Here is a 17,988-nt window from a genome sequence, read left to right on the forward strand (position 1 = left end):
TAAAAATAATGTCCGTGATTTATAAATATATATTCAATAATTTTTTTTATTACTCACCGAATTGCATCAGTGAGTATGTTTTGAAATAACAAATTACGATTCACAATAACTTTTATGAAATTGTGTCTTTGTCTTTGTAGAAAAAATTGTAGCTCGCATAGCATGCAATGATAAAGATAATGCAGCATACGAAACCCACTTGCATTGAAGGATCTGTCACCATACTCACGCAGGTAATCACGCAGAATAATCCACCTAAAATTGGAGTCAGTGGAAATAATGGCGCAGCAAATTTCAAATCTTTGACTGTTTTACCAGATTTAATCCACTGTCTACGGAAGTTAAATTGGCTCACGCAAATTGAAATCCAAACCACAACCATCGTAAATGCAGCAACGCCCAATAAGTTTTTGAAGATCGTTTCAGGTGCAAATAATTCTGATAATAATCCTGGAATTGCACCGAACATAGTCACAACAATTGCAACAATCGGTGTGCCTGAACGTGTCAATTTAGCAAAGACTTTCGGTAATTGTTTTTTAGCAGATAAAGACCACATCATACGTGAAGCAGCGAATAAACCTGAGTTAGCAGCAGACAACAATGCTGTGATAATCACAAAACGAATAATGTCTTCCGCATACGGAATCCCAATATAGTTAAATACCGTTACAAATGGGCTATTACTCACATTATTGGCACTTAGTCCTGCCATTTCATAAGGTAGCAAAGCACAAATCACAACAATCGTACCTACAAAGAAAATCAATAAGCGCCAAATTGCCGCATTAATCGCTTTTGGTACAGTTTTCGCAGGTTCTTCTGCTTCACCTGCTGCAACACCAATCAACTCAGTACCAGAGAAGGCAAAGTTAACGATGAGCATTGTTGCGAAAATAGGGAAAATACCATTTGGGAACCAACCATGCTCAGTTAATTTACTGAACAAAGGCGCAGACTCATGTCCGTGGTAAGAAATAAAACCGAAAATTGCAGCCAAACCTAGCGCAATAAAACAGATAATGGTTAAAACTTTAACCAAAGACAGCCAAAATTCGGATTCAGCAAATAAACGAGTTGAACTGACATTCAAAGTAAAAACTAAGCCAGCGAATAACAAAGTCCATGTCCACATGGAGATCGTTGGAAACCATTCCTGCATCAGTAACGCAGCAGCAGTAAATTCAGTCCCTAAGGTTGCTGTCCAAGTGAGCCAGTACAACCAAGTGATCATATAACCCGTGCCCGGCCCAATATAAGTTCTTGCATATTCACCAAATGAACCAGAAACAGGCATATGTACAGCTAGCTCACCTAGGCACAGCATCACCATATAGGCAATGATACCGCCCAGTAAATAAGACAAAATAGCGCCTACAGGCCCCGCTTGTGAAATAACATCACCTGAGCCTAAAAATAGGCCTGTACCAATTGCTCCACCCAATGAAATCATCACCAAATGACGTTTGGTCATGGCACGTTTTAATGGTTTTCCAATCTCTATTTCTGATGAAGACATATTCGATTGGCTAGATGTGTCTTGCTGGACCACATATTGCTCATTCAGGATTTTACCTGATTGAAATGCTTCTTCATTCTTGTTACTCATACACAATCACTCCAACAATATTCTTATGACAACCTGTCCTTGCTGCTTTACTTTCATAAAAATAAATATCTAAACAGATATTTTTCTTTGCTCTATTTTGTTTTTTACTGAACATCCATATTCCAACTCCATGTGTGCCCTTTCCATGTCTACATCGAAACGTTGAGGCAATGCTTTATTCAATTTCTGTTAAAATCAGCCCAGCTCTTAGCCCTATTTTCACATTCGGATTGGGGAATAAAATCCAAACCTGTTGATCAACAGCAACTTCATTTCCTGTTTGTTGCGTCGCAATCACTTCACCTTTTTGAAAAGTCGAGAAGTTTGGTGCATCAGCACTGAGTTGAAGTTGAAAATCTTCACTTTGCTTTAAAATTGAATGAATGACTTTAAACTGGCGAATGCTAGATTTGTGTCTGATTGGCAATGCTTGACCTGAAAGAACGGCACGTAATACCTGATCAATACTGGTAAACTCAGCCAAATCATTCTGACCAAACGGTTTTGCCTTACCTAACTCCAAAGTGCTACTCGCAGCTTGAAAAGTTTCTGCTGTAAAATGAGTAAAGGTTTTACCGATTGCATTGTGATAAACCAAAGCGTCTAAATCCGCTGCATCCAAACTTTGGATAAGAAAGTCATCAAAAGGTCGTGTTTGATAAGGAAATAAGGCAAAAACAGGCAATAAAGATGCGCGAATAGCAGTATGCAAATCATAGTGATAACGTTGCGCTTCAACAGAACTTTGTTCAAAAAATGCTGCTGTCACTTGTTCCAATTCAGCTACTCGATCTGTTTCCTGATCTTGTTTTAAATGCTGATATGCACCGCAAAACATACGATTCATATCATTTTCAAGATAACGAACACCTTGTCGAATCGCTTCGGGATTGCCTAAAACAAACAGTACACGAGCAGATAAAGTGACACGCCCAGCAAACAAGTCATTGATCATATTTGCCAATAACTCAATTGGAGCGGTTTCATTACCATGAATACCCGCAGAAAGTAGCATGGTTTTTGTATAACTTGATTTAGGCGTACATTGCAATAGCCCTTCACCAAGCCATTGCCATGTAAAGTCTTGCGTTACACCTTGAATTTTCTCAGGTGTTTGCCGATCTAGAGTCAACGTTAATAAATCAACCACGTACAATCATCCTTTTTAAATTTCCCCTTGTACTACGACAATCGCAGCCCATCTCTTTGTAATTTTTTAATCCAAAGAGATAGATTCCTTGAAGGGGATTTTTTATTCCTGCGATTCGCTTTATTGGTCAGTCTTACTTATCTTTGGAAATGATAAACTGAACCCAATCCTAAAATTTTGGTTAACTCATCCAGTGCTGTACGGCTTTCAATCAATAAACTTGGATCGGCTAAATCGTCCTGAGATAACTCATCACGATAATGCTGATCGACCCATTTATTGAGTGTTTTGAATAAAGCATCATTCATAAATAAGTGAGGATTGACTGCTGCAAGTTCAGCTTCATTGACTGCGACACGTAATCTTAAGCACGCAGGCCCACCGCCATTACGCATACTTTCACGTAAGTCAAAAACTTTAATATCATCAATAGGTGTTCCCATTTGAATCATGTCATTCAGATAGCTCCACACAGCTTTGTTCTGACGTGATTCCTCAGGTACAACGATACTCATCCCACCATCTGCACGCGTTAAAATCTGGCTATTGAATAAGTAAGTAGCAACTGCATCTTCAACAGTTACACGGTTTTCAGGCACTTCAATCGATATAAAGTCTTGCTCGATACCCGCCATTTTTTGACGAATTTCATCCAATGCTTCAGCTTGATTTAAAAAAGCTTGTTGATGATGAAATAGAACTTGCTGATTACTAACCGCGATCACATCGTTGTGAAACACACCTTTATCAATCACATCAGGATTTTGCTGAATAAATACAGTGCGTTTATTGTCAAGACGATGTAAACGTGCAACTGCTTCACTCGCCTCACGTGTTTGACGTGCAGGGAACTTCTGTGGCGCAACTGCACCACCGAGTTGTTGCTGACCATATACAAAAACTTGTACACCTGCTTGATCGTATGCACCACCTAAACGGTTATGGTTGGCCGCGCCTTCATCACCAAACAAAGCTGCTTCTGGGAGCGCTTCATGGTGTGCAAAATGCACATCATTATCAAACATCGCTTGAAGAATGCGTGTTGTCGTATGATGTTCAATAGAACGGTGAAACTTATTATTTAAGTTCGCAGCAGTAAAATGCATACGTCCATCAACGCTATCTGCAGACGGAGAAACGGTACAAGAGTTTGCTGTCCACATCGATGATGCAGAGCTTAATGATGATAATAACGCTGGCGCAGTTCTCATTGCCTGCGCAATCACATCGGTATCGCTACCTGTAAAACCTAAACGGCGTAAAGTCGGTACATGCGGTCGTTCTTGCGGTGCAAAAACACCTTGTTTCAATCCAAGATCAGCAAGGGCTTTCATTTTCATTAAGCCTTGTTTTGCTGCTAATTTTGGATTGGAAGCATTATTACGGTTTTTAGTTGAAGCAACATTACCAAAAGATAAACCTGCATAATGATGTGTTGGGCCAACTAATCCATCAAAATTTATTTCATAACCTGACATTTTTTTCTCCTTGTAGTCACTATACGATTAGACTTAGAGCACAATGCCCGGTGATAATTTTGAAGGCAGTGTCACGCTGTCACTTTCCAATGAAGCCATCGGCCATGCACTATAATCCGCAGCATAAAAAGCGCTTGAACGATGGTTACCTGAAGCGCCAACACCACCAAATGGCGCTGCACTAGATGCACCTGTAAGCGGTTTATTCCAGTTCACAATACCTGCACGTGCTTCAATGAGTACACGTTCAAATAAGTCACGATCTGGCGACACTAAACCAACAGCCAAACCAAAACGGGTATTATTGGCAATGCTTAATGCTTCATCAAAATCGTGATAACGATAGATCGTCGTCAATGGGCCAAAATATTCATCATCAGGAATATCAGCAACATCTGTGAGGTCTAAAATACCTGCCGTGAGCAAAGCACTGTCTGCTTGTGGACGGGTCATTTCTAATAATGGTTTTGCACCTAAAGCAATCAATTTACTTTGAGCGACTAACATTTGTTCAGCCGCACGAGAAGAAATTACGCCACCCATAAATGGTTGTGGTTCTGCATTCCAACGACCAACGACTAAGTTTTTAGCCACTTCAACAAAACGTTGAATGAAGGCATCACCCGTTGCACCTTGTTTTACAATGATACGACGCGCGCAAGTACAACGTTGCCCTGCTGACACAAATGCTGACTGAATCGCTAAATTCACTACAGCGTCGATATCCGTTGCATCATCAATGATCAGTGCGTTATTGCCACCCATTTCTAATGCAAGAATTTTTTCAGGCGCACCTGCCATTTGCTTATGCAAGTGATAACCTGTATTGGCACTCCCTGTGAAAAGCAAACCATCAATTTGCTCTGCAGCAGCCAAAGCTTCACCCGTGCTACGTCCACCTTGAACGACATTCAACACACCGTTTGGTAGGCCCGCTTGTTGCCACAATTTAGCCGTTTCTTCAGCTGTCCACGGTGTCAACTCACTTGGTTTAAACACCAAAGTATTACCAGCAATCAAAGCTGGAACGATATGGCCATTCGGCAAATGACCAGGGAAGTTATATGGGCCAAATACAGCCAAAACACCATGTGGACGATGACGTAAAGAAGCCACGCCATCAGGCATTTTAGTTTCGCTAAAACCAGTACGTTGCTGATAAGCACGAATCGAGATCGCCACTTTTCCAATCATCGACTGGACTTCAGTTAAGGTTTCCCAAAAAGGTTTACTGGTTTCTTGGCTAATCACTTCTGCCAATTGGTTTTTATTTTGCTCTAATAATTCTGCAAAACGTTCAATGATCGCGATACGTTCTTCTAGAGCCAAACGTGCCCAAGTTGGAAATGCTTGTCGAGCAGCATTGCAAGCTTGCTCAACATCAGTTTGGTTCGCTTCATACCCAGCCCAGATGCTTTGATTGCTCACAGGATCTGTTTTAGTGAATGCGGTACCTTGTCCTTGTACCCAAACACCGTTAATGAGTAATGCACCTTGTGACAATTGTGACATTAGTTATTCTCCATTTTTTCTAATGCTAAAACTCGCACTTCATCGTGTTCGCAAACATTGAGTGCCTGAGCCTGTTGTGCTGTCATCAACAAAGTATCGTCTTCTTGAACTTTGTTATTGATCAGCAAAACGCAATAATCTTTGTATTGATCATTTGCAACCAAGTACTGCGTATTTGCAGTTTCAACTTGATCGACAATTTTGACCTTGAGCAAACGACTTTCATTGACTGCTCGTAAATCAGAAGTTTTGGCCTCAAGTGTTGGACCAGCGTCAAAAATATCAACATAACCTTGATATTTAAGACCTTCTGACATTAAAACTTTTGCTGCGGGTAAAGTATGCGGATGCATTTCTGCAATCACAGCGCGCGCTTCTTTTGAAAGTAAATCGACGTAAACTGGAAATCTTGGCATTAACTCAGCAATAAACACTTTTTGCCCGACACCACTTAAATAATCCGCCGCAGCAAAATCCATATTAAAAAAGTGATAGCCTAAAGAATCCCAAAAAGGTGAATGTCCATTTTCATCTGAAAAACCACGCATTTCCGCAATTAATCTTTCTTCAAAGAATGATCTAAAAGCAGCAATAAACAAGAATCGAACTTTAGATAAAAACTTACCGTTCTGATTTTTACGATATTCAGGATCAAGGAACAAAGTGCAGAGTTCGCTGCACCCTGTGTGATCATTACTTAAAAACAAAGTATCTAAAGTCTTGTAAACATTGAGTGCTTTAGATGCATGCACTTGTGGTGCGACACGAAAGTTGTAAAAAGGTTCGTTTAACCCGACTGCAACTTCAATTGCACTCACCCCAACAATTTTCTGAATTGTGGTATCTTCAAGTACAAACAAATAACTTGCATCTGCCTTTTCAGCCAAACCGTCTAAAGTACAAGTGGTACGGGTAATACGTGCAGCTAAGATTTCTTTGTTTTGTGGCAGAGAAGTCAGGCCAATACCCGACTCTCCTGCTCTTTGCGCTAAACGATAAATATCATCTAAGTCCCGATGCGCTGCATGTCTAACAATCATCATGGTTAGATGCTCACAAAAAATCTTAAAGGCGTGCTAATGCACGGGCAAAACGATTGAGACCTTCGTCAATGTCTTCCATTGGAATGATCAGTGACGGCGTAAAACGCACTACATCTGCACCAGCAACCAAAGCCAAGACACCTTCTTCACCTGCTAAGGTCACGATGTTCTTTGCTTTACCTGCATATTCATCTTTCAGTACACAACCGATCAGTAAGCCTTGACCACGAATTTCTTTGAATAAGCCAAATTCAGCATTCAGTTTATTTAAAGCATCTAGGAAATATTGATGACGTTGTTTTACACCGTCCAAAACTTCAGGCGTATTGATAAACTCGAAAACAGCACCTGCAACTGCACATGCCAATGGGTTACCACCATAAGTTGTACCGTGATCGCCAACAACAAACATGTTTGCATACTTGTCTGTTGTGATCATTGCACCAATTGGGAAACCACCACCTAATGCTTTAGCAGTCGTTAGAATGTCTGGTGTTACACCTGTATTCATGTAGGCATAAAGTGAACCTGTACGTCCAACACCAGTTTGTACTTCATCAAAAATCAGTACTGCACCTTTTTCATCACACAGCGCACGTAAACCTTTGAGGAATTCGATATCTGCTGGTAGAACACCACCTTCACCTTGAATTGGCTCAACAATCACTGCACAAGTGTCGTCAGTAATCACAGCTTTAGCTGCTTCTAAGTCATTAAATGCAGTATGTTCAATACCACCAGGGAGTGGAGCAAAATCTTGAGAATACTTGGGTTGACCACCCGCAGTCACGGTAAATAAAGTACGACCGTGGAAAGCATTTTTAAATGCAACGATATGATTTTTATTTGGGTTACCGCTCAACAAACCGACTTTACGTGCAAGTTTTAATGCAGCTTCGTTGGCTTCTGCACCTGAGTTACAGAAAAATACTTTGTCTGCAAATGTATTTTCAACCAATTGTTTAGCAAGTGCTAAAACTGGTTCATTGGTATAACCATTACCAATGTGCCAAAGCTTTTGTGCTTGCTCTGTAAGCGCTTTCACAGCGACAGGATGAGCATGACCTAGTGCGTTAACAGCAATTCCGCCTGCGAAATCAATATATTCTTTATCGTTTTGATCCCAAATACGTGAACCTTCGCCACGAACTAAAATGAAATTTGCTGGAGCAAACACTGGAACCATCCAATCATTAAAGTTACTACGTGTAATTGCTACATCACTCATTTTATTTACTCACTTCCTGTTTAGTATGGGTTAGGGCGTATTGGATCTCCAACTCGCCCTAGTTTTTAGCTAGCTTTTTGTGGGATCGGATCTGAAATCCAATTATCCTGGGAAAATACCGCGTTCTTTACGTGCTTTTAAGATACGTTCACAAGCAAGAATGTATGCAGCTGTACGTAAGCTACAATCTTTCGCTTCTGCTGTATTCCATACATCGCCCATGGCTTGAATCATCAACTTGTCTAGACGTTCGTTGATCTCATCTTCACTCCAGAAGTAACTCGCCATATCTTGAACCCATTCAAAATAACTTACGGTTACACCACCTGCGTTACAGATCACGTCTGGAACAACAGTAATATTGCGGCTAACAAAAACGTCATCCGCTTCTGGATACGTTGGGCCGTTTGCACCTTCAAGGACAATTTTCGCTTTCAGTTTTTGCGCACGTTCAACTGTAATCTGACCTTCCAATGCTGCAGGAATAAGAATGTCCATATCGACATCCCAGAATTCTTCATCACTGATCACAGTTGCATCAGCAAAGCCCATCACACCACCATGTTCTGCAACATGTTTTTGTAATGCTTTTACATTTAAGCCTTCAGCATTAAAAATTGTACCTGTGTGGTCTTGTACACAAACAACTAGCGCTTGCGCATGGCTGAATAAATATGCTGCTTCGTTACCTACGTTACCAAAGCCTTGAACTGCAACTTTACTCCCCGCTACAGGTAAGTTAATACGTTTTGCAACTTCCATGCCCGTTACAAATACGCCACGACCTGTTGCACGTACACGTCCTAGTGAACCACCTAAATGTACTGGTTTACCTGTAACGACACCTGTAACTGTATGACCTTTGATACTTGAGTATGTATCCATCATCCAACCCATAATATTGGCATTGGTTCCTACATCTGGTGCGGGAATATCAATTTGAGGGCCAATAATTGAACTGATTTCACTGGTAAAACGACGAGTTAAACGTTCTAATTCACGTGTTGAAAGTTCTTTAGGGTTTACACGAACGCCGCCTTTAGCACCGCCAAATGGAAGGTTAAGTACAGCAGTTTTGATTGTCATCCATGCAGACAATGCCATAACTTCATTTAATTCAACATCTTGATGGTAACGAATACCACCTTTACCTGGCCCACGTGATAAGTTGTGTTGTACACGGTAGCCTTCAAAATGACGAATCGTACCGTCATCCATCACAATTGGAACGTCTACGATAAGGGTACGCTTTGGACGTTTCAACGTATTTACAAAGTTGCTGAGATCTGCGTCTAGATAAGGGGTTACTCGTTCAATTTGAGTAAGATAAGTTTGCCACGCACTGTTTTGAGCCGTATATGATAAAGACATCATGTATTCCTTAATTAACCAATTGTCCCTGTTATTTCCAGACCCCTTTTTAAAGGTTTCTGTTCACCTCATCGTCCGTTATCAACATAGATCTTTTCATTTGAGTGAACTTGAAATATTTGGGACTTCGAATAATCATTATTATTAAGAATCAAATTGATTCACAAAATGTATTTTAGTGATTAAAATGAATTAATTTTTATCAATTTGCTAATAGTAATTATCAAAATGAACAATATTGACCATATTATCTTAGGTTTGTTGAAAGACAATGCACGAATTTCGATTACTGATTTGGCGGCAAAAACACGTGTATCTAGAGCGACTGTGCAGAAGCGAATTGAATACATGGAATCCACAGGTGTTATTACGGGCTATACCGTACGTTTTCGTCCGAATGCGGAAAAAAATATTATTCGTGCTTGGATGAATATTATGGTTGAAGGAACCAAAGCTCAGGCTGTTGTCCGAGAGTTGCGTTTGGAGTCAGCTGTTGAGCGTTTACATACCACCAATGGTAAATGGGATCTTTTGGTGGAGCTTCAATCTGATAGTCTTGAAAATTTTGATAAGGCACTTGAAAGAATTAGAAATATTTCAGGGATTTATAATAGTGAAACCAGTATTTTGTTATCTACTTATAAGACTTGAATATTGTAGATTTTAAATTGAATGATCAGGTGCAGCTTTGCTGCATCTGTTTTTAAACGAACTAACTAATTAATGTACGATTACTACAATCACTTAATAGCAATAAGGTGAATAATTTTTCAATTTAAATATTTTACCCAAAACTTATTCACACAAATCATCACCCCATTTATTGTAACTATATGTAACAACATAAATATCATATTTCATTATTTTTAATCTCCCACCTTTGTAATCATAACTACCACCCCACATTGGAGTAATAATATTAATCCTATTATTAATACCTAAACAATATGTATCCACACCTATCCCTTGTCCTTTAACAACCCATCCATCTTTTTTCAAAAAATTCATTACACTGTTTATATGATTAGGCTCTTTAGGTAATTCAAAAGAAGACATTTGAACTTCTTCTTTATGCATAGATGTTATAACCTCTAAATTATCACCAAGTAGATTTTTCATTTTAATTTCAAAAATATATTTATCTTTAGGTTGTTCATAAATACTATTACCACACTCATACAAAGATAACACACAAAAAAATTAAGATATTGATTTCTATTAACATAATAATCTAAAACCCTCATAATCATTATATATTTATTCAATTTTCATATTTAAAATTAATTAACCACATTGCATACATAACGCCTATGCTTTGAAGATATAAAACTTATATTCCAATAATCGGCTAATTGATTTAATGTTAGTCTCTATGTATGACTTATGAAAGATACCTATTACTTTTAGAATGTAAAAATTAAATATTTTGCTTATTATCAAAATACATTATTAAAATTTCCAATAGAAGATAATTTAATCCAACTCTATAATTGGAATTTTTTCTTTACGACAATGTTTTACACCTGCTTCATTATAAGATAAACCAATCGACCAATCATCTATATTTTCATATAAAACCTCTTCTCCATCATAACGATGATGTTTAGGATTTACTGGGTAAAGTATTCCCATATAAAAATCTTCTCCTAAACAATATTCAAAATAATTATCTTGATATGAAATAATTTCCCATTTATCATTTTTCAATCTTTTTTTTATCAACTCAAAATCATCAAGTGTAAGCTTTGATTTCTTTATATCAGCAATCGCATACTTATTAGAAGGTTTATCGACCCAAATTTTTTCATTTGGATCATATTCACTAAAATAATAGTTAATTATATTAGTGAAGTATTTCCCGTTTTGAGTTTCTTTCGTACTTGTACAAGAAGTTATACATAAAACTAGAGTTATTAATAAATTAACCTTAATTAAATTGATCATTTTTCATTTACCATATTTAAATTCAAGAGGTTTACTCCCTGTTTCCGTTTCGGAATAATCGAAGACAGTCGTGCCAACTCCTTTTTCCAATCCAATTTGACTACTTAAGGAAAATATCTTTTGACTCTCTGGGACAGTTGCTCCACCTGTTAGTCCTAACAATCCAAACGTAACAGTAAATCCTCTACCTGGTAACCATTCATTTACAAAATCTGAAGGCGGTTGGTTTTTAGGTTTATTAGTAATACTACCAAAACTACATCCACCGCCTTTAGCTGATACATTTTTTAAAATCGATTTACCAAACTCTAAAGTACTTCTATTACCACGATTAACAATACCTGTAGCTGTTGATGCAACAGTAGAAAGACTACCTCCTTTAACTGCATACACACTGCCATCATGAAGATTAACGACCGTACCTCCAGATATAGACCCCAGTCCTACTGAACATATAGCATAATCAACATTTGATGGACATATATAAGGACTATAAGCTTTATTGCCTAATACCGCTCTTGAACGCATTCTCCCTGGTTGCCTAGAGTTAGGAGTACTTCCACAAACATTATCTTTATAAAAATTTTCTGCACTTTTTCTTTTTGCCTCATCATCTAGTTTCTTCTCTCTAATCTTTTCCTGTGCCGCTTTTTTTGCAGTTTCATTTTCACGAATTTTTTGTTTTGATATTTCAACCTGTCTTTTTAAACTTGCATTTTCCTGTTTAACCCATTCTGACGCATTTACAGGAATTCTAAAAGGATCCTTTTTCTCAGCCATTAACCCCATCGGATCCACCCATTGATTCGGATCACTGACATAACTAGAGTTATTTAATCCACCAAACAACCCTATCGGATCTTTACTCACATATCGTGCGCTATACGGCTCGTAATAACGGTAGCGGTTATAATGTAAGCCCGTTTCCTTATCGTAATATTGCCCCTGAAATCTCAGATTTGTTTGCTCAAGTAAATGCTCAGAAGCTTTGATTGCCAAAGCTGTTCCCCACGTATCTTGTGTCATCTCCCAAACACACTCACCCAACTCATTACTTAAACTGTGCGGTGTACCCACTTGGTCACAGTGGTAAAAAAGCAACTCGCTCTAACTCAGCTCTATTCTTTCTACTGTCGGTGGTCCATATAGGGTCTGTATAAACCGAATACGGAATAGTTTGGTATTGACCATAATCAGGCGTCTCTATCAGTCTGATAAAACCTACATAACCTGTTTGTAATAACGGCACAAAACTATTCGGCTCATACACATAGTGTTTTGTATAATCAGGATTTTCTTGCTTTTGATTGCTTTGTATATTGCCTTGCTTTTGGTAGGACTCCCAAATCATCAAGTCACCATCCCAACCAAAGAGTGTCAGACTGTTTTCAGCATGATTTTTCTTATATAAACGTCGTCCAAAAACATCATAACCATACTCAGTGATTTGACCATTATGATCACTTTGAATCAGACGGTTTAAATTATCCCAAGTCAGCTTTAATATTTCTCCAGCTTGACGGGTTTCAACCACATTGCCCTGTACATCGTATTTATAGTGTTTGCCTTGATAATTTTTAATCAAGTTATTTTTCACTGTAGATGTTTGCGTAACCATCGGGTCAATCAAATTCCCAGCAGGGTCAAAAGTAAAAGTTTCACTCTTATGTAAACTTTGAGTTTTGATCAAGCGTCCAATTGGGTCATATTGATAATTCAATTGACCTAAACGACTGTCCTCAACTTGAGTCAAAAGATAATTTTTGTCGTATTGATAATGACGTTGCGCATACAATTGCGTTCTGTCTGTTGTTTCTTGTTCAGGGTGAATCACTTGTGAACTCAACAAGCCAACATCGTTATAATGCTTGGTCTGTATTAAACCATTACTTAACATCCGAGCAGTTTCACGATGTAAATCATCACGTTGAAATGCCACCATATCTTGCTGATTAAAAGCAATTCCGTAAGTATGCCCTGAACCATATCTTAAATTCGTTTGCACTTGCCCATCAGGTCGGATGGTTTTACTAAGATTACCCAATTCATCATATTCATAATGCAACACTGCTGTGAGTGGCGTCAGTTGTGCTACTTTGTAGTGCTGATGTTCTCTCATCAATTGCCCAAGTGCATTACGATAAAAATCGACCTGACTTTCGGCATTTTTCGCCTGACTCAACTGATAATTGAGGTTGTATTCAAATTCTTCCGTTTGGCTATGTAGAGTCTGTAAATGGGTATATGTCTTGGAAGCAATTTGTCCATCGGCATGATAGCCAAATTGCGTTAAAACATTCGGTTGTCGGATTTGAAACAACTGCCCATTATCATTGTAGTGAAAATACTTTTCCTCACCATCAAAGGCTTGTTCACGAACCAACTGACCATAGCGGTTATAGTCAAATTGGTACTCTGCATGGTTTTGATTAATCAGTTTGAGGATACGACCTTGTTTATCCCATTGGTAACCAATTTGATGCTTATTGGCATCAATCCGTTGCTGCAAAAGCCCAACCGCATTGTATTTGTATTCAGTGACTAAACCTTTACTGTCGGTATGTTTAAGTAAGCGTCCTTCTTCATCATGTTCAAATTGTTCTGTTAAACCATCTGGGTAAATGACTGCTTGTAACTGTCCTTTGTCTCTGCCTTGCGTACTGTAAAAATATTGTACATTTTGACTTTCCGCAGATTCTTGCGCTGTTAATGTCCCATCTTCATCATATTGCCAAGCTGTATTTTTTCCTGAGCAATCCGTATAAGAAACCATTTGCCCCAAATCGTTATATTGAATTTTTTTAGAGCCACCTTTGGCATCGGTCACTTCAACAATCTGATGATCATTATTATATTTATATTGGGTTGCATGACCTAATGGGTTGATTTCTTTAATGACCAAACCATTGGCATCATATTCTTTTTTCCAAATATGCCCTTCTGGGTCTTTGGTTTCAGTTAAATTACCTTGCTCATCATAAGCAAAGCGAATCACTCCACCATTCGGCTGTACAATTTTAATCAGTTGGTCTTGATCATTATAAATTTGTTCTGTTTCCAAGCCTGTAAAATCTATTTGACGGGTAATACGCTTTTGCCCATCTCGAGATAACCATGATTCACGGCCATCGGCTAAACGAGTGCGATAAGTAAAACCGTCTAAGTCAAAGTAATAATAGGTTGGCACATCATCGCTATCATAGACCGCCACTTGCCTTAACCGTGGATGCCACTCTAAACGGGTTTTAAAGCTACCATCATCAGCCCACTCTGCAACAGCTTTGGCACTTGCTTCCACAGATTCATAACGGATATTTTGCCCACGTCCAGTACGGTCAATGTATCTACTCAATTAATTTGCATCATTCTTTATTCATTTCTTTTAAATACCAAATCGTCTCACCCCAACTATTATTTTCAATTTTTGGAAAAATTTGACCTTGTTCAAAATAACGTGATTGAGATCTATTTGCAGGACTCCACCAATTACCGGACTTCGGACAAATATCCCCCGCATAACCTTTTAATCTTTTAGTTTGAGTTGACTCAACTGAACCACCTTCATCAGCGACTCTTTCTACTAAAGTCCACATGCAATCATGATAAATAAATTCACCAGTTTCAGGATTTTGTACTCCTATACCAGCTGCTGAACCTCTACCTTTTTCTAAACTTGATGCCATAAACACTAAAGCTTGGTTTTTTTCATCAGAAATATAAATACCTGTTTTTTTTAATTTTTCATTAGATTTGATTTTTTCCTCTGAATTGACTCGATAAATTGGATAAGAATCTGGCAGAGTAATATTAATTTCATGAAATATATCTGCAGCAGGAAATTCATTTTCAAGAAAGCCTATATCCCAATCTGTTGGGTATGTATTTTCTATAACTGATGCATAACTTGTGGCAATTGAATAATAATCCCAACATTGTCTGACTTTTTCATAAGGTAAATCATCCATCCATTGCTTAGAAAATTCGCTCAAGCCTTTATCATTTGACCGAATTTCCCCCACACAATTAAGATATGTAAAATCACCTGCTTTTATTTTTATATATGCATAATCAATACGATCCATCGTACCTCTTAAATTCGGCAAGACCGTCCCTCCCCAATTAATATCTGCCTGTTCTGGCAAAGGTAAATCTCTAAGATTATAAGGAAGGTTATGCATATAAATTTCAAACAACTCTTCGAGACCATCTAAAAATAAACGATGGTGATTATGCATCACTTCAAAAAAATGAAGTGAGCTAAACTGTTCCAGTAAATAAGCTTCTTTAGAGTTAATTATATAATTCATATCAATTCTCAGTACATTATCTCATTTTATTTCGGTTTATGTTCCAACTGTGGAGCTAAAGAAAAATCACCCATTTGGTTTTTTAGTGTAGGAACACCCACGATTGAAAAATCTCCGATTATTGTATCTGTTCCGTACCCCCAGCCTGTTAATTTACGTTTACTTAAGCCAGATGAGATCAAATCTTTAGGATCAAGCACAATCTGAGTTCCACCACCTTTTAAATAGAACTCGCCACGTTTCTGCGATGCTGCAGCTCCTTCCCATGCATACAGTTTGTTCCCTTTTGGAACAGTATATTCAAGATATTCTCCATTATTGTTCCAGCTTGCCCATACAGCAAATTTGTCTCTCCATTCCTCTCGACTTTTTAACTTTGCAAATTCAGATTTACGCATCCAACAAATACTATTATCCAAGCTTCCTGGAGCGAGTACACGTACTAATGTTTCACCTCCATTAAAAACCTGAGCTTTTATAACTCCCTGTGCAAAAGTCTTATATGCATCTTTTAGAGGATGTCCATACCCGCTTTTTAAAGCCAATTGGGCTGTCCCTAAACTTGGATGTAATGGTGTTTTTGCAGTTTTAGGGTCTTTTTTTGCTTGAGGAAAGGGAAGTTGCCCATTCTCTGGTACCTTATGAACCCAATTCGGTTTCTTTTTTCTAAATGCTTCCAATTCTTCACTATCTGAAATTCTTCTTAATTGAGTTAGATTCCTAACATTCGTCGTAGCTTTAAAAGCAGCATCACCTTCTTTATCTATACGAATAGCAAGCCTTTCTAAAAAGACTTGGACAGGTTCTATAAATTCACCTAATTTGCTATTTGCTGTATTTCGAACATCCATAACCACTTTAAGCATGTTCTTTGCTTTCAGTGCTACGCCTCTACTTGCATATTTATCTATAAAATTTACAGTTTCTTTAAGATATTTAATCAGTTTATCAAAAACGTCCAGTAACGCTTTTTTCGTTAATAACCCTTTTACTTCTCGTAGCTTAGTGGCCGTAGCCTTATAAACATTGGTGATTTTAGCTTGTTTAAGTGCCTTTTTTACCGCTGGTCTTGCTAAAAACTTATTGAGTTCTGTAATACCATTCTCTATTGCTGGTTCAGCTAATCTATAGATATTTCCTCCTGTAAACTTTAAAGCTTTGGTTGTTGGTCTAAGCATAAACCGACGGATAGGTGCTAAAATAACCTTAAAAATCCCTTTAAATAAGGAACCTAATACTGGGAATAAACCGATTAATGTTAGAATTAAGCTAATCCATCCCCAAGGATTTTCCTTATCTTCATTAATTTTTTGTGCATTTGCGCAAATGTCCCGAACATCACAAATTTGGTCAACAAACGGAATCATTGAAACAACTGCTCCAGTAACAATTTGAGCCGTCGTTTGTTCTTCTGCAAAATCCCCTTGAATAACAACCCATAACCATTCAGCAATATCAGAAAGTGTTTCTTGTCCCTTTTTGACCGTTTTATTTACTGGAGCTGCAATTGCAGCCATAGCATTGAGTAAATCTTTTTTTGTAGGTAAAAAATCTGTCATTTTATTTAACCATTTATTCTTTTAAATTATTCAATTGATCTAGAACCGAATCATAAGTGTCCCAAGGCTCATCCTTGAAGTCTTGTTGTTCATATTCCACTTTTATCGCTTTTTCAGGGACATTGTCATGATGTGCTTTGACCATTTCCCCTCATCAAACTTAATTTAATTGTAGGTTAATCACGACTCGACAAATTACATGATCTGCTTATATGAAATAAGATTGAGTAGAATCACTCGTTTTTCTTATCACATCGGTATTTACAATACCTAAACTTATCTTTAAAAATGATACTCAAAATAAAGTAACATTAAGTTATTATACGCTACAGCACAAAACAAATAGTAAGAGGTATTACCATGCAAATTCGACAAACTGATGATAATAAACACGGATCTTTTATCATGTTCGACAATGACGTTCAAATTGCAGAAATGGCTTATACATGGGCTGGTGAGCAATTATTAATCATCGACCATACAGATGTAGATGAAAAATATAAAGGTCAAGGCCTTGGAAGAAAGCTCCTTGATGAATTGGTCGCTTTTGTTCGCGCTAAAAATGTAAAAGTCATTCCATTGTGCCCTTTTTCTAAATCAGTTTTTGACAAAGATGCCTCTATACGTGATGTTTTACGTCCCTAAAAGCCTTATTTAATAAATTTAGATGTAATTCTTTTAAGGGTAGGTCAAGCACTGCCCTTAGGAGTTTTTATTTATAGCAGCATCACACAGTACTCATTGCTAGAATTCCAATACCCCTTGCTTCTAAGTGACATTTATTCAT

The 17,988-nt window shown here is 37.8% G+C and carries 14 protein-coding genes and 1 pseudogene; 2 read left to right on the forward strand and 13 right to left on the reverse strand.

Annotation, left to right across the window (positions count from 1 at the left end; all coding sequences use genetic code 11):
- Positions 1-112: 112 nt before the first annotated feature.
- The 7 genes from ACY45D_RS12220 to ACY45D_RS12250 all read right to left on the reverse strand — a co-directional run bounded on the left by ACY45D_RS12220 (position 113) and on the right by ACY45D_RS12250 (position 9,394).
- Positions 113-1,519 (reverse strand): amino acid permease, encoded by a 1,407-nt coding sequence (locus ACY45D_RS12220; protein ID WP_171057655.1) that lies wholly within the window; start codon positions 1,517-1,519, stop codon positions 113-115.
- A 265-nt stretch (positions 1,520-1,784) separates the two neighbouring features.
- Positions 1,785-2,759 carry a succinylglutamate desuccinylase gene (gene astE / locus ACY45D_RS12225; protein ID WP_463106993.1) on the reverse strand — a complete coding sequence of 325 codons (975 nt, stop codon included), beginning with the start codon at positions 2,757-2,759 and terminating at the stop codon, positions 1,785-1,787.
- Between the two features lie 137 nt (positions 2,760-2,896).
- Positions 2,897-4,237 carry an N-succinylarginine dihydrolase gene (gene astB / locus ACY45D_RS12230; protein WP_463106994.1) on the reverse strand — a complete coding sequence of 447 codons (1,341 nt, stop codon included), beginning with the start codon at positions 4,235-4,237 and terminating at the stop codon, positions 2,897-2,899.
- Between the two features lie 33 nt (positions 4,238-4,270).
- Entirely contained in the window at positions 4,271-5,749 is a 1,479-nt protein-coding gene (gene astD / locus ACY45D_RS12235) for a succinylglutamate-semialdehyde dehydrogenase (protein ID WP_463106995.1), read from the reverse strand.
- Positions 5,749-6,792, reverse strand: coding sequence for an arginine N-succinyltransferase (astA, locus tag ACY45D_RS12240; RefSeq protein ID WP_463106996.1), 1,044 nt, complete (start codon positions 6,790-6,792; stop codon positions 5,749-5,751). Before astA ends, astD begins: the two co-directional genes overlap by 1 nt.
- A 22-nt stretch (positions 6,793-6,814) precedes the next feature.
- Entirely contained in the window at positions 6,815-8,020 is a 1,206-nt protein-coding gene (locus tag ACY45D_RS12245) for a bifunctional succinylornithine transaminase/acetylornithine transaminase (protein ID WP_463106997.1), read from the reverse strand.
- Positions 8,021-8,122: 102 nt separating this feature from the next.
- Positions 8,123-9,394 (reverse strand): Glu/Leu/Phe/Val family dehydrogenase, encoded by a 1,272-nt coding sequence (locus ACY45D_RS12250; protein WP_463106998.1) that lies wholly within the window; start codon positions 9,392-9,394, stop codon positions 8,123-8,125.
- A 225-nt stretch (positions 9,395-9,619) separates the two neighbouring features.
- Between ACY45D_RS12250 and ACY45D_RS12255 the strand changes: the two genes are divergently transcribed.
- Positions 9,620-10,042, forward strand: coding sequence for an Lrp/AsnC family transcriptional regulator (locus ACY45D_RS12255; protein ID WP_463106999.1), 423 nt, complete (start codon positions 9,620-9,622; stop codon positions 10,040-10,042).
- Between the two features lie 144 nt (positions 10,043-10,186).
- Here ACY45D_RS12255 and ACY45D_RS12260 read toward each other — a convergent pair whose 3' ends face one another.
- The 6 genes and pseudogenes from ACY45D_RS12260 to ACY45D_RS12285 all read right to left on the reverse strand — a co-directional run bounded on the left by ACY45D_RS12260 (position 10,187) and on the right by ACY45D_RS12285 (position 17,346).
- Entirely contained in the window at positions 10,187-10,510 is a 324-nt protein-coding gene (locus tag ACY45D_RS12260) for a hypothetical protein (RefSeq protein WP_463107000.1), read from the reverse strand.
- 354 nt (positions 10,511-10,864) lie between these two features.
- On the reverse strand, positions 10,865-11,335 hold the full coding sequence (locus tag ACY45D_RS12265) for a hypothetical protein (protein ID WP_463107001.1): 471 nt from the start codon (positions 11,333-11,335) through the stop codon (positions 10,865-10,867).
- Between the two features lie 3 nt (positions 11,336-11,338).
- Positions 11,339-14,108, reverse strand: a pseudogene (locus ACY45D_RS12270) (RHS repeat-associated core domain-containing protein).
- A 589-nt stretch (positions 14,109-14,697) separates the two neighbouring features.
- Positions 14,698-15,642, reverse strand: a complete 945-nt coding sequence (locus ACY45D_RS12275; RefSeq protein WP_463107002.1) for a hypothetical protein — start codon at positions 15,640-15,642, stop codon at positions 14,698-14,700.
- Between the two features lie 26 nt (positions 15,643-15,668).
- A complete protein-coding gene (locus ACY45D_RS12280) occupies positions 15,669-17,201 on the reverse strand; it encodes a hypothetical protein (protein ID WP_463107003.1) in 1,533 nt (510 codons plus the stop codon).
- Between the two features lie 13 nt (positions 17,202-17,214).
- Positions 17,215-17,346 (reverse strand): hypothetical protein, encoded by a 132-nt coding sequence (locus tag ACY45D_RS12285; protein ID WP_463107004.1) that lies wholly within the window; start codon positions 17,344-17,346, stop codon positions 17,215-17,217.
- Between the two features lie 215 nt (positions 17,347-17,561).
- Here ACY45D_RS12285 and ACY45D_RS12290 point away from each other — a divergent pair, with 215 nt between their 5' ends.
- Positions 17,562-17,846, forward strand: a complete 285-nt coding sequence (locus tag ACY45D_RS12290; RefSeq protein WP_463107005.1) for a GNAT family N-acetyltransferase — start codon at positions 17,562-17,564, stop codon at positions 17,844-17,846.
- Positions 17,847-17,988: the final 142 nt, after the last annotated feature.

The sequence above is a fragment of the Acinetobacter sp. BZX-2 genome (assembly GCF_055179795.1).